Source organism: Ruegeria sp. HKCCD7303 (genome assembly GCF_013111185.1).
GTDB lineage: Bacteria > Pseudomonadota > Alphaproteobacteria > Rhodobacterales > Rhodobacteraceae > Ruegeria.
In genome coordinates, this window is sequence record NZ_WVRE01000005.1 from 47412 (window position 1) to 59734 (window position 12323).

Annotated in this window: 13 protein-coding genes, 1 other RNA gene and 1 riboswitch; of the genes, 10 read left to right on the forward strand and 4 right to left on the reverse strand. The window is 57.7% G+C overall.

Features of this window, described 5'->3' with window-relative positions:
• Nucleotides 1-110: 110 nt before the first annotated feature.
• From GS630_RS13970 to rsgA, 3 genes are all read left to right on the forward strand, one after another.
• Entirely contained in the window at nucleotides 111-1964 is a 1854-nt protein-coding gene (locus tag GS630_RS13970) for a bifunctional 2',3'-cyclic-nucleotide 2'-phosphodiesterase/3'-nucleotidase (protein WP_253740680.1), read from the forward strand.
• Nucleotides 1965-2003: 39 nt separating this feature from the next.
• Nucleotides 2004-2102: signal recognition particle sRNA small type (gene ffs, locus GS630_RS13975), an RNA gene on the forward strand.
• Between the two features lie 158 nt (nucleotides 2103-2260).
• A complete protein-coding gene (gene rsgA / locus GS630_RS13980; RefSeq protein WP_171712064.1) occupies nucleotides 2261-3289 on the forward strand; it encodes a ribosome small subunit-dependent GTPase A in 1029 nt (342 codons plus the stop codon).
• A 36-nt stretch (nucleotides 3290-3325) separates the two neighbouring features.
• On the opposite strand, the gene GS630_RS13985 is transcribed toward rsgA, so the two are convergent.
• On the reverse strand, nucleotides 3326-4183 hold the full coding sequence (locus tag GS630_RS13985; protein ID WP_171620019.1) for a hypothetical protein: 858 nt from the start codon (nucleotides 4181-4183) through the stop codon (nucleotides 3326-3328).
• Nucleotides 4184-4315: 132 nt separating this feature from the next.
• Nucleotides 4316-4538, forward strand: a riboswitch (cobalamin riboswitch).
• Nucleotides 4539-4628: 90 nt separating this feature from the next.
• On the opposite strand from GS630_RS13985, the gene GS630_RS13990 reads away from it, so the two are divergent.
• Nucleotides 4629-5036 (forward strand): hypothetical protein, encoded by a 408-nt coding sequence (locus tag GS630_RS13990; protein ID WP_171180140.1) that lies wholly within the window; start codon nucleotides 4629-4631, stop codon nucleotides 5034-5036.
• A 2-nt stretch (nucleotides 5037-5038) separates the two neighbouring features.
• On the opposite strand, the gene GS630_RS13995 is transcribed toward GS630_RS13990, so the two are convergent.
• Entirely contained in the window at nucleotides 5039-5539 is a 501-nt protein-coding gene (locus tag GS630_RS13995) for a protein-tyrosine phosphatase family protein (protein WP_171620021.1), read from the reverse strand.
• A gap of 172 nt (nucleotides 5540-5711) precedes the next feature.
• Between GS630_RS13995 and GS630_RS14000 the strand changes: the two genes are divergently transcribed.
• The 4 genes from GS630_RS14000 (at nucleotide 5712) to recR (ending at nucleotide 9528) form a co-directional block, all read left to right on the forward strand.
• On the forward strand, nucleotides 5712-7475 hold the full coding sequence (locus tag GS630_RS14000) for a DNA polymerase III subunit gamma/tau (protein WP_171620024.1): 1764 nt from the start codon (nucleotides 5712-5714) through the stop codon (nucleotides 7473-7475).
• A gap of 87 nt (nucleotides 7476-7562) precedes the next feature.
• Nucleotides 7563-8432, forward strand: coding sequence for a TauD/TfdA family dioxygenase (locus tag GS630_RS14005; RefSeq protein WP_171180146.1), 870 nt, complete (start codon nucleotides 7563-7565; stop codon nucleotides 8430-8432).
• Between the two features lie 87 nt (nucleotides 8433-8519).
• A complete protein-coding gene (locus GS630_RS14010; RefSeq protein WP_171180148.1) occupies nucleotides 8520-8873 on the forward strand; it encodes a YbaB/EbfC family nucleoid-associated protein in 354 nt (117 codons plus the stop codon).
• A 61-nt stretch (nucleotides 8874-8934) separates the two neighbouring features.
• Complete coding sequence (gene recR / locus GS630_RS14015; RefSeq protein ID WP_171180150.1) at nucleotides 8935-9528, forward strand: recombination mediator RecR; 594 nt, start codon at nucleotides 8935-8937, stop codon at nucleotides 9526-9528.
• Between the two features lie 69 nt (nucleotides 9529-9597).
• Here the strand turns inward: recR and GS630_RS14020 are convergent, their stop codons facing one another.
• On the reverse strand, nucleotides 9598-10095 hold the full coding sequence (locus GS630_RS14020) for a lactoylglutathione lyase family protein (protein WP_171620026.1): 498 nt from the start codon (nucleotides 10093-10095) through the stop codon (nucleotides 9598-9600).
• 206 nt (nucleotides 10096-10301) lie between these two features.
• On the opposite strand from GS630_RS14020, the gene GS630_RS14025 reads away from it, so the two are divergent.
• Nucleotides 10302-10790 (forward strand): hypothetical protein, encoded by a 489-nt coding sequence (locus GS630_RS14025; protein ID WP_171236039.1) that lies wholly within the window; start codon nucleotides 10302-10304, stop codon nucleotides 10788-10790.
• Here GS630_RS14025 and GS630_RS14030 read toward each other — a convergent pair.
• Entirely contained in the window at nucleotides 10787-11416 is a 630-nt protein-coding gene (locus GS630_RS14030; RefSeq protein ID WP_171712066.1) for a ribonuclease T2, read from the reverse strand. The genes GS630_RS14025 and GS630_RS14030 overlap by 4 nt on opposite strands.
• A 130-nt stretch (nucleotides 11417-11546) precedes the next feature.
• On the opposite strand from GS630_RS14030, the gene GS630_RS14035 reads away from it, so the two are divergent.
• A complete protein-coding gene (locus GS630_RS14035) occupies nucleotides 11547-12308 on the forward strand; it encodes a DUF1013 domain-containing protein (protein WP_171180158.1) in 762 nt (253 codons plus the stop codon).
• Nucleotides 12309-12323 lie beyond the last annotated feature (15 nt).

Consider the following 12323-nt stretch of genomic DNA (forward strand, 5'->3'; position numbering starts at 1 on the left):
CCGTCGAAAAGCCGCATGGTGGCCTCGGAAAAATCATTTAAGTTGCGCTCTGTGCTATTTAATCAATAACCCTTTTCAAAAGCAGACTATCCGAAGTGAAGCAAAACCCATTGAAGCAGGTACGCCCCGCGAAAAACTACGGGCGTGTTCGCATTCTGGCAACGACTGACCTGCATATGCACCTGACAGGTTTTGACTATTACACAGACACCCAGGACCCGACGCTTGGGTTAACGCGCACCGCCAGCCTGATCCGAAACGCCCGTCAACAAGCCCATGACGCGTTGGTCCTTTTGGTGGACAACGGAGATTCTATTCAGGGTACACCTCTGGGCGAATGGGCTGTTCGTAACGACACACCGCATCCGATGATGCAGGCGTTCGCGGCGCTTGGTTACGACGCCATCGGCCTTGGAAACCATGATTTTGGCTTTGGGCTGCCAACCTTGGACGACATCCTCGCACAAGCGCCATGCCCGGTTTTGTGCAGCAACTTGCTTCGCTCGGGCGGCAATCAGATCTGGCATAGCCATGCAATCCTGGACCGAACCGTATCTGTGAACGGCACCGAGACACCCATTCGCATCGGCCTCATTTCTGGTCTTCCCCCCCAGACCGTCCGCTGGGAAGAACATCACCTGAACGGAGAGGTAACAGCCAGCGGTATCTTCTCAACCGCGCGCGACCTGACTGGGCTTCTGCGCAATCAAGGGTGTGATCTGATAGTGATGTTGGCCCATTCAGGCCTGGGTCCGGCGGATGCTTCTGAAGGCATGGAAAACGCCGTCATCCCCCTGGCAGCTATAGATGGAATCGACGCAATTGTCGCCGGGCACACTCACTTGACCTTTCCAGGCGGCGGCCACGGCGACGCCTCGTATCTCGATCAGGAAAAAGGGTTGATACATGAAACACCGGTTGTCATGGCCGGTTCCGCGGGGTCGTATCTTGGCGTAATCGATCTGGTTGTTACACCTCGGCCAGATGCCGGGTTCAGCGTTACGGATTGCCACGTTGAACTGCACCCTGTCTGTGAAAATGGCGCTGAGGTCGATGAAGACGATGACTTGGTGCGCCTTGTTGCCAATGCCCATCGTCAAACCCGTCGCGCAGTGGCCAAACCTGTGGCGCACGTGGCTGACACCATGCACAGCTATTTCAGCTTCTGCGCACCAGATCGCGGGCTGGCCCTGGTTGCCGCGGCACAGGCTGCAGCTCTGCGTCCTTTCCTGCATGGATCCGCCCCGGGCGAATTACCGCTTTTGTCAGTCGTGGCTCCCGGTAAAAGCGGCGGCCGCGCAGGCCCCAGGCACTTTACGGATGTTCCGGCAGGAGAAATATGCCTGCGCCATGTTGCGGATCTGTATCCGTTTCCCAACGAATTGCGTGCCATCCAGATCAGCGGCGCAGATGTGCTGGACTGGCTTGAAATGTCGGCAAGCATGTTCAACCAGCTTGCCTGTGATGTCGAAACGGATCTGATCAACCCCAAACGCGCCGGGTACAATTTCGACGTCATCTTTGGCCTGACCTATAAAATTGATCCGTCGCAACCAGGGCGCTTCAACGCCGAGGGGCGCATGATCGATCCTGCTAACAGACGGATTCGCGACCTGAAATACGCAGGCCAGCCGGTTCTTCCTGAACAGAGATTAGTGCTGGCCAGCAACAATTACCGCGTCAGCGGTGGTGGGCATTTCCCCGCCGCTTCCACGGCCCAACGCATCAATCTGCCGTCGCTGGACATCAAGGATTTGGTGCGGGATTACCTGTCCGATCGCCTTCCGCCTGATCCAATCGCGCAGCAACCTTATCCTTTTGTGCTGGCACCCCAAACAGGTACACAATCCGTGCTTCGAACCGGTCCGGGTGCGTTAAAACACATTAACGAATTGCGCCCGTTCAAAGCCAGACTGCTGGAATCAGATTCCAATGGGTTCGAACGTATTCGCCTGACATTCTGACGGGTTGTCTTTTGCCCACACCTTCCCTATATCCAGACTCGAGAGGTTGGCGCGGGCGAGCGCCTCGCCAACCTGGTCAGGTCCGGAAGGAAGCAGCCACAACGAGCCCCGCTTGGGTCGATGTCCAACCTCTCACTTCATGAACCTTAGCCACAGGAGGGCTTTATGATTGTAACAAAAACCCTTCGGGCAGCGCGGTTCTGATCTCACACTACTTGCTGACTGCCTGAACACATGACCCGGGGATGCGCGATCGCCATCCGTCGGGATTGCTGTTTCTGACAACAGGCAGACCAATGAATTCTTCACTTTCGGACCTTGGATGGTCCTCTCACTTTGCCGCGCAACACGCGGCTCATCCTTCGTGCACGCCTTTTCGCATCGCTTCCGTTCATAGGGACCGCCTGATCGGGCTGAATCCGCAGGGCGAATCTCCATTGCTGACCCTTGATCAATCGACCGGCAGCTATGCCGTCGGAGACTGGGTTCTCACGGACGACGACAATCGCGTGCAACATCTACTCGACCGGCGCAGCCTGTTGCACCGGCGCGCCGCCGGTACAGGCGCTGCGACGCAACTGATCGCTGCCAATGTCGATGTGCTGTTCATCGTCAGTTCGTGCAACGCTGATTTCAACCTGCCCCGGCTAGAGCGTTATCTGGCACTTGCACATCAGGCAGGATGTTACCCGGTTGTTGTCCTGACAAAGGCTGACCAATCGGATGACCCCAATCGTTTCTCGGAACAGGTGCAGGCTCTGGACCCGTTTCTGACAGTTCTGGCGATCAACGCGCTGGACCTAACGGATATGGAAAAGGTCTTATCCTGGTGCCCCAGAGGCCAGACCGGAGCGCTGGTTGGGTCGTCAGGTGTTGGCAAGACAACATTGTCCAACGGCTTGACCGATCAGGATCTGGCGACATCAGGTATTCGCGAGAACGACGCTCGCGGTCGGCACACAACCACGGCGCGCGCGTTACATCGGATGCGCAACGGCGGCTGGCTGATTGATACGCCTGGAATGCGCGCATTGCGTCTGCTTGAAGCTCAGGACGGTATCGACGAGGTGTTCTCGGACCTCACCGAACTTGGCCTGAACTGCCGTTTTTCAGATTGTCAGCACGAATCCGAACCAGGCTGTGCCGTACAGCGGGCGATCAAACAAGGCGTGCTTGACCCTGCCCGCTTGGATCGATGGCGAAAGCTTCGGCGCGAAGATCAGCGCAACTCGGAAACCGTCGCCCAATCCCGGGCACGGGACAAAGCGTTCGGTAAGATGGTGCGGGGTGTCATGAAGGATCGAAAACTGCATAAAGGGCGCTAAGCGAAAGGTGCTCGGTAATTCAAAAGTCGAGCCTGATCACGCGATCAGGCTCGGCCAAACTGCCGCATTACGCCGAGCAAAAGCTCCGATATGGCCAATCTCTGACAATCCGAAGTCATCAGACCTAAGCAGGTGCCGCTTAGCCTCGGCGCCATAAAGGTCGGCAAGCCGCCAGACAGCTTCGGGCGGGACCATCTGGTCGTCCTCGAAAGTGAACAAATCCACGGGTCTACCGGAGCCGTCCCAACGCGCCTCAGGAAGGTTTTGTCCGATTTCAGGTACATAATTCAAAGGAGCCGTGCACCATTTGCGCCATTGCCAGTAGACTGAGGCCGGCAAATCCGCACCAAACCCGATCGCCTTTCCCGGCAGATAGCCAAGTGCTTTGACCAGTACCGGTGCGTGTCCATACCAGAAAACACCGGCCAATCCACGGTAAGGCCATGGGTGATCACTGAGGGTTACGAGCCCCGAACACACGCAAATCATCCGATCGATTTGGTCGATGTCGGGCTGAACAGGCCCCAGCATCGCACCAACGGAATGACCAATGGTCCATTGCTGCGCATCGGGATAACGCCTGCGCATTTCCGCCCGCGCCGCTGGCATATCGATCAAGGCCCAATCCGCCATTGTCGCACGCGCATCTTTCATGCGACCGGTCAGAGAATGCCCGAAATCCCGGTAGTCATAGGTCAGACATGCCATGCCTCGCTCTGCCGCAAGCCAATGCGCGAAGTGGCGATAATAGTCGCGCGGCACACCCGTTGCACTATTCAGCACAACCACGGTTTCAGGCTCTGACAGCGGTCGGTACAACCGTGCTGAAAGGGTCGTGGACCCGGAAAGGAAAAGGAAATCTTCAGCCGACACCGTCTGCTCTGCGTCCAACATGATCCCTGACCCTGCACTGAAAAACTGAATTGCTTGGCTTCAATTTTTTAAACACTAAAGGGGAACGTTCCCCCCATCCAGCATGACCACACGTCGGGGTAAAAGATCAGCTTGACTCGGAACCGGATCAGACGCTAGCGATTGTGTGATGGTTCCTGTCCCCCACAAGGGGTCGGGATGAAAAGGGAACACGGTGCGGTTCAGTCTGGTCATCCGGGCGCAAACCAAATCCGCGACTGCCCCCGCAACTGTAAGCGGTGAGCGATGCCAAAACACCACTGGCCCCAAAGGCTGGGAAGGTCGGCAAAGCCATGACCCGCAAGTCAGGAGACCTGCCATCGGAACTGAAACCGAAACTCGGGCGGGGTGTCCGGGCAGGTCCTGACAGCACGTTGCCGTCCCACCTGACCCAACTCTCCTGCCCACCACGCGCGGAGGGCGCAGGATGATCTGGAAGACGAAGACGCATGAATACAGTGCAACGGTGTGTCAGCGGACGGGCAAAACCTGCCCTGCCCTGGCGCGGCTGGCACGCTCAATTTCCGAGGCGATGAAGCAGGCCACAGCCGCCACAAGCGACGGGTTCGAGTTTGAAGGTGGCAGTGAATTGTCACATTGCACGCAAGGATGCCACGCAACTTTCCGAGCGCAATCAGACAGAATTCGCATCTTTTGCGATACACAGCCTGAAGCAGAGCCGCAGGACCTGAACGCTTACGCCGATCTGATCTTTGGAAACACGTTCAGCGCCTTGCCATCCGGCATCATTACAGACCCACCCTGCGCGATGATCGAGGTTGCAAAGCTGCGGCCTCGCAAACCCGTGCACGCGCCTGAACAGATTTCGGCCTAAGACTATACGACTTGAGCCTGAAAATTCTGTGCTGCCCAGGCCAATTGGGCGTCTGTTTCCACGGCACAAGGACGCAGCGCCCGCAAACGCTCCAGGGCTTTGTCTGACTGTTCGCCGCATTCGACCATCAGCCGCAGAACAACCATTCCCGACCTGCCGCAGCCGCCCCGACAATGCACCAGTACCCGCCCTCCACCCGTCAAAGCATGCCGGGCGGCCGCGCTGATCGAGGGCCACGCCTCTTCAACTGCAGGCGTAGGGGCGCCAAAGTCTTCGATCGGCAGATGCACCCACCGGCTGGCGCGGCTTTGGATATCGCTGCCGAATTCCTGCGCCCCGTTTTGGAGCATCTCGACGTCCGTTGTCATTGAAACAACCAGCCCCGGCTTCCATGCGGCAATCGTATCCAGATCCCTTTCATAATCCCCGCCCCGTCCGGGCATCGATGTCAGGGCAAGTGTACCCCCCGCGACTTGCAGGGCATAGATAACCAGTTGCGACATGAACCAGTGTCCTCCACCAAGAACTCTTAACGAAAATGCACCATAAATTTTGTTGGACCAGCTTAGTGCGAATCCGGTCAGAATCTAAATCAAAAATCATCGCGCCTCGCGGTGGACGCGGAAGGCAGCGGCCACTACGCTGAGCCGAAGCACCGAATCCGACCGAGAAAACATGACCGACACGCCCAGCCCCGCCTATCAGGTTCTCGCCCGCAAATATCGCCCGGAAACCTTTGCCGATCTGGTGGGTCAGGATGCCATGGTGCGCACCCTGAAAAACGCGTTCGAAGCGGACCGAATTGCGCAGGCTTTCATCATGACCGGCATTCGCGGCACCGGAAAAACCACCACCGCACGGATCATCGCCAAGGGTATGAACTGTATCGGGCCCGACGGTAATGGCGGCCCGACGACCGAACCTTGCGGCCAATGCGAACACTGCGTGGCGATCATGGAAGGCCGCCACGTCGATGTGATGGAGATGGACGCCGCCAGCCGAACTGGCGTGAACGATATTCGCGAGATTATCGACAGTGTCCGCTATCGCGCCGCCAGCGCGCGTTACAAGATATACATCATCGATGAGGTCCACATGCTTTCGACCAGCGCTTTCAACGCGCTGCTCAAGACGCTTGAGGAACCGCCCGAGCATGTGAAGTTCATCTTTGCAACCACTGAAATCCGCAAGGTGCCGGTCACAGTTCTGTCCCGCTGCCAGCGCTTTGACCTGCGCCGGATCGAACCCGAGGATATGATCGGCCTTCTGCAAAAGATCGCGTCAGCGGAAGGCGCTGAGATCGCAGAAGATGCGCTGGCGCTGATCACGCGCTCCGCGGAAGGGTCTGCAAGGGATGCAACCTCGCTGCTGGACCAGGCGATATCGCACGGGGCGGGTGAAACCACTGCCGAACAGGTTCGCGCAATGCTGGGCCTTGCGGACCGTGGCCGCGTTCTGGACCTCATGGACATGATCCTGCGGGGCGACGCCGCAGGCGCACTGACAGAACTCAGCGGCCAATACGCAGAAGGTGCTGACCCATTGGCTGTCTTGCGCGATCTGGCTGAGATCACACATTGGGTGTCCGTCGTGAAGATCACGCCAGACGCCGCCGAAGACCCAACCGTTTCTCCGGACGAACGGAGCCGTGGCCAACACATGGCAGAGGCCCTGCCGATGCGCGTTCTGACCCGGATGTGGCAGATGTTGCTGAAAGCGCTCGAAGAAGTCTCGGCCGCGCCCAATGCCATGATGGCCGCTGAGATGGCCGTTATCCGCCTGACCCATGTTGCTGATCTGCCCAGCCCTGAAGAACTGGTCAAACGGCTGCAGGACGCCCCGCCGCCTCCGGCAGGTGGACCTAGCGGCGGCACCTTGATGTCTCGGCAGGGTGCAACACCCGCGCAGGCCAGCGCCACCCCCGCATCCACATACGCCTCGGCCCCACGTGGTTCAAGCGGCGCGCCGGTTGCCGCATTGGCACAGGATGCTCAGACGGCCCTGGCCCGGTACCCGACCTTTGAGCACGTGGTCGAACTGATCCGCGCCAACCGCGACGTGAAGCTTCTGGTTGAAGTGGAAAACGGCGTGCGACTTGTGTCTTATCAGCCCGGTCGGATCGAGTTCACCCCAGCCACGAATGCACCGACAGACCTTGCGCCCCGGCTGGGCTCTGCCCTGCAACGCTGGACCGGAAACCGGTGGGCTGTCTCGATCGTCTCGAACGGGGATACGCCGACAATTGCCGAAGTGCGAGATGAGGCCGAGCTGGCCTTGAAGGCCGAAGCTGAAAAGCATCCTCTGGTTCAGGCGGTGCTGGCGCAATTCCCCAAGGCAAAGATCACAAAGATCGAGACGCCGGAACAACGCGCCGCCCAGGTCCAGACCGAAGCGCTTCCTGAAGTTGAAGATGAGTGGGACCCGTTCGAAGAAGACTGACCCGAAAGCGCTCGATCCCGTGTCGCAAACGAAGCAGATCGACCCTTCAAACAGGTACACCCTTCCATGATGCCAGGGAGGGATTTCATGCGAACATCACCACTGCACCCACGTTTCGGATTGGTCGTTCACGACCTAGATTTGCGCGACGTTACCAAACAGCGTTACTTTCCGGAAATCCGGCGCGCATTCGAAACCCGCTCTGTGCTTTTGTTTCCGGCCCAATCGATATCTGATGCGGACCACATTCGCCTTGCCGAACTTTTTGGGCCATTGGAAAACCGTGAAGCCATGGCAGCGGGTCGCGATGTTGAGTTTCAGCTTCCCGAACTGACAAACAAAACCAAGGATGGGCTGCGTGCGAAAGACGATCTGCGTCTGTTGGATTTGCAGGCCAACATGTTGTGGCACACAGACAGCACGTTCCTGCCGACGCCGGCGCTGATCAATATTCTGACGGCAAAAGTCGTCCCGCCATCCGGCGGCGAAACCGAGATCGCATCGACCCGCGCCGCTTGGGCGCATATGCCAGATCGTCTGAAATCCGTTCTTAGGGACGCCATCATCTGGCACCGGTTGTCGCATTCCCGTTCAAAAATTTCAGCCGACCTCGCTGCGCTGCCAAAAATGACGCGATGGCCAGATCGCCCATGGCGCGCGATTTGGCCGAACCCGGTAACCGGAGAAGAAGCCCTGTTCATCGCCTCGCACGCCTTTGCCATCGAAGGCATGGGGCATGAACAAAGTCAGTCCCTACTGGACGAAGCCATCGCGTTTTGCACGCAGCCCGAATACGTCTATTCGCACCATTGGTCCGTCGGCGATGTATTGATCTGGGACGAGCGCGCAACAATGCATCGCGGTCGTCCCTGGGACTACGACCATCCAAGAACCCTGAAATCGATCTGCTGCTCGGTTACCGAGACAGACGGCTTGCACGACGTCCGCGTGGTTTGAAAGACCTCTCCGACCGGCGGGACAACCCTTGTGCCGCGCTTCGACGGGCCGTATCTAGAGACCAAACAGAGACACAGGAGAATACCTATGCTGAAAGGACTCGGCGGGCTTGGCGGTCTGGGCGACATGGCCAAGATGATGAAATCCGCGCAGGACTTGCAAACAAAGATGACCGAAATGCAGGAAGAGCTGAACAACATGATGGTTGTCGGTGAATCCGGGGCTGGTCTGGTCAAGGCGACGGCGACCGCCAAAGGCGAGCTCAAAGGTCTGGACATCGACCCGTCGATATTCAACGGTGACGACAAGGAAGTGGTCGAAGACCTGATTTTGGCTGCCATCAAGGACGCGCAGACCAAAGCTGCCGAGCGCTCTCAGGCTGAAATGGCCAAGCTGACCGAAAGCATGGGCCTGCCCGCAGACATCAAGCTGCCGTTCTGATTTTCATCATTTCACAATTGGATTCGCCGGAGCTTCCCTCCGGCGATACGCAGGACAGACCGTGAGTTCGAACAGCGACATCGACAATCTGATCGACCTGATGGCCAAACTGCCCGGCCTTGGCCCCCGCTCGGCCCGCCGCGCGGTGTTGCACCTGATTCGAAAACGCGCCCTGCTGCTGACGCCCCTTTCAGACGCGATGCAGCAGGTCGCAATCACCGCTCGGGAATGCCTGAATTGCGGCAATGTGGGCACCACCGATATCTGTGACATCTGCAACAGCGAGGACCGCGCAACCGGAGAGCTGTGCGTCGTCGAAGACGTGGCCGACCTCTGGGCGATGGAACGCGCTGGCGTGTTCAAGGGCCGCTATCACGTTCTGGGCGGCACGCTGTCGGCGCTGGACGGAGTTGGCCCGGACGAATTGCGCATCCCGCGCCTGAAGGATCGGGTTCTGGCCGAAGGGATCACAGAGGTTATCCTTGCGCTCAACGCCACCGTCGATGGCCAAACCACAGCCCACTACATCGCCGATCAGTTGGAGGGGCAGGTCCGCCTGACCTCACTGGCTCAGGGCGTGCCGATTGGCGGAGAGCTGGATTATCTGGATGACGGGACAATCACCGCGGCACTCAGGGCGCGAAAGGAAATATAGCGGGTCGTGTTGGACCAGCGCGACAACTGCATTGTCGCCCTAACGCTTATCAAAGCATGCTCGCAGGCTTCAGGTGTAAGCACCAGACGAGTAGGTCAGCTCATACGAGTGGCTGTAGAGTTCGAATACGATACCAAATGGGTCTTCAACATAGACCATGCGGTATGGCTTTTCTCCGGGATAATAGTGCCGGATCGGCATCCGCTGTTTTCCACCGGCTTGCACAATCTTTTCGACCAGACCTTCGACGTCAGGGTCCTGAATGCAAAAGTGAAACGTTCCATTTCTGCGGAAATCGATGTTGTTTTCGGGCGCGTAATTCCCGTCAAACTCAAAAAGCTCAATTCCAATCCGGTCCGCTGTCGCGAGATGTGCGATACGCAGTTTCTTCCAGTCCGGGCCGAAAACATCGGTGCACATGACGCCAATGTCTGTGTCATCCTCGACCACGTCCGTAGGCGGCATGATGACATAAAACCCCAAAACCTCGGAATAGAACTTTACGGCTTCGTCCACGTTTGGAACAGACAACCCGATATGTGAAAAAGTCCTCGGAAACTGAGACATAGAATGCTCCTTAAACTGCTGAGTCGTAAAACTATTGGTCAGCGATCGGTTTTCAAGTTGCTTCCCAAGCCATCATAGCAGGGTTCACCCTTGCGCATGGATCAAGACCCGGAGTCAAAAAGGTCGCTAAAAAGCAAAAGGGCCTTTGCCTTCCGTGCGCGCGTAGTAGAATGCCTCAGACTTGATCCCTTTGATTGGAATACGTTATGACCCGCCTTCTCGCCCTCACCTTTGCCACCTTCACTGCAACCACCGCCCTGTCGCAGGAACTTGTCGACAAGGGCTTCGTCGAAGGCTGGAACATCATGATGGACCCAGCACTTGGCAATGGCTGTCTGATCCAGACGGTGTATCAGGATCTCTCGGTGGTCAGGTTGGGTTACGACGCATTGGGCAATCGCGGGTATTTCGCAGTCTACAACAAGGCGTGGGGCGACATTAAACAGGGTGAGAGCTATCCGATCCGCTTTGATCTGGACGGCAAAAGCTATGATGCCACGGCCATCGGGTTCAACGAGCGCGACGTGCCGGGCGCAACCGTGTTTTTCACCGACAGAAGCTTCGTCAACGCAATCGCCCAGAACAAGACAATGACCGTCTACAATCCGGCTGGTGAGGTCGTCATGGCCATCGATCTCAAAGGCACCGCCAAAGCACTGGATTATGCCCGCGATTGTCAGAACAAAAAGCTTTAACGAATCGGATCGAACAGAGCGTCCTTTGCGGTGCAGTCGCGGATCACGTCACGGCCACAAGGCACGGGGTTAAGGTCGCGCGACAGGCACAGGCGGACCTCTTCGATATAGCCTTGCTTGCACGTGACGGTGATCATGTCGCGCTCTAGTTCGGGATTGGCCTTCAGAAACGCTTCTTCGACCACTTCGGCGGGTAACTTCACGGATGCGTCCAGCTTACGGAAGACCTCCGGGCGCTCAACCGCGTCATAGGTACTCCGGGACAGCGCGAAATAATCGGCTGCCGACAGCCCGGAACAGGTGCCGTGTTTCTTCCACTGGTGCCAGGCTAGGCCCGCACTGCCCTGAATATCTTCCATTTCGCGTGTCATACGTCGGGTTGGCGGTGCTTCCGGCGTTCTGCAATACGACGGCCAGCCTTGGTGAAATTGCGGCCAAAGGCCATGCAGAATCCAGCCATGATCATGACGCGCATCGCACTGATCAGACCCACGCGCATCACCTTCGCGGGCGCACCAGTTGGGCGACCAGCTGAGCGACAGAACATAGTAATCGAACTCTCCGACCTTTTCGCCTTCGGCCAGCGCGGCAACCGCGCTGAAGACCCACAATACGAACCAGCGCATTCGCCTCTTCCCTTCTTGCACATGCGGGACTATATAGTCCCCAAGTTCCCCGACAACGGAAACCTGCCCCAAATCCCCGGGGCCGCCGCATTCCGGCGACGGGACAGATGTATGTATAGGAGACGGGCTGATGGCAAAACCGCTTATGGCCAAGGCAACCGCCGTATGGCTGGTGGACAACACCACGATCAGCTTCAAGCAGATCGCGGATTTCGTAGGAATGCACGAGTTGGAAGTGCAGGGCATCGCCGATGGTGATGTCGCTGCTGGCGTTAAGGGCTTTGACCCGATCGCCAACAACCAGCTGACGCAGGACGAGATCGACGCGGCGCAGAACAACCCGCTTCACAAGCTGAAGCTCAAGTTCAATCCTTCGGCCGCTGGCGAAGAAAAGCGCCGTGGTCCGCGTTACACCCCGTTGTCCAAGCGTCAGGACCGTCCGAACTCGATCCTGTGGCTGGTCAAGTTCCACCCCGAACTCAGCGATGGCCAGATTGCCAAGTTGGTGGGCACCACCAAACCGACAATCCAGTCGATCCGCGAGCGTACCCACTGGAACATCACCAACATGCAGCCTATCGACCCGGTTGCTCTGGGCCTTTGCAAACAATCCGAGCTGGACACAGCCGTTCAGAAAGCAGCCGCCAAGAAAGCAGCCGAAGGCGGTGTGATGAGCGATGATGAGCGTCGCAAACTGGTCTCGACCGAACAGTCTCTGGAAATGGATGCCGCGCCGAAGATTCCGACAGCCATTGAAGGGCTCGAAACCTTCTCGCTGTCCGACGAGCCAGCAGAAGAAAAAGACGAAGAGCCGGTCATCGATGCCGACAGCTTCTTCAACCTTCCCAAAGGTGGGGCGGATGACGAAGACGAAGATGATCTTCGCCCATAATCCAAAATCAGCCCT

Bases quoted from the DNA above. Each gene is read 5' to 3' on its own strand.
- GS630_RS14005 (WP_171180146.1), top strand. From the start codon at position 7,563: ATGCGAACATCACCACTGCACCCACGTTTCGGATTGGTCGTTCACGAC.
- GS630_RS14020 (WP_171620026.1), bottom strand. From the start codon at position 10,095: ATGTCTCAGTTTCCGAGGACTTTTTCACATATCGGGTTGTCTGTTCCA.
- GS630_RS13990 (WP_171180140.1), top strand. From the start codon at position 4,629: ATGATCTGGAAGACGAAGACGCATGAATACAGTGCAACGGTGTGTCAG.
- GS630_RS13985 (WP_171620019.1), bottom strand. From the start codon at position 4,183: ATGTTGGACGCAGAGCAGACGGTGTCGGCTGAAGATTTCCTTTTCCTT.
- GS630_RS14000 (WP_171620024.1), top strand. From the start codon at position 5,712: ATGACCGACACGCCCAGCCCCGCCTATCAGGTTCTCGCCCGCAAATAT.
- GS630_RS13995 (WP_171620021.1), bottom strand. From the start codon at position 5,539: ATGTCGCAACTGGTTATCTATGCCCTGCAAGTCGCGGGGGGTACACTT.
- GS630_RS14025 (WP_171236039.1), top strand. From the start codon at position 10,302: ATGACCCGCCTTCTCGCCCTCACCTTTGCCACCTTCACTGCAACCACC.
- rsgA (WP_171712064.1), top strand. From the start codon at position 2,261: ATGAATTCTTCACTTTCGGACCTTGGATGGTCCTCTCACTTTGCCGCG.
- GS630_RS14030 (WP_171712066.1), bottom strand. From the start codon at position 11,416: ATGCGCTGGTTCGTATTGTGGGTCTTCAGCGCGGTTGCCGCGCTGGCC.
- GS630_RS14010 (WP_171180148.1), top strand. From the start codon at position 8,520: ATGCTGAAAGGACTCGGCGGGCTTGGCGGTCTGGGCGACATGGCCAAG.
- GS630_RS14035 (WP_171180158.1), top strand. From the start codon at position 11,547: ATGGCAAAACCGCTTATGGCCAAGGCAACCGCCGTATGGCTGGTGGAC.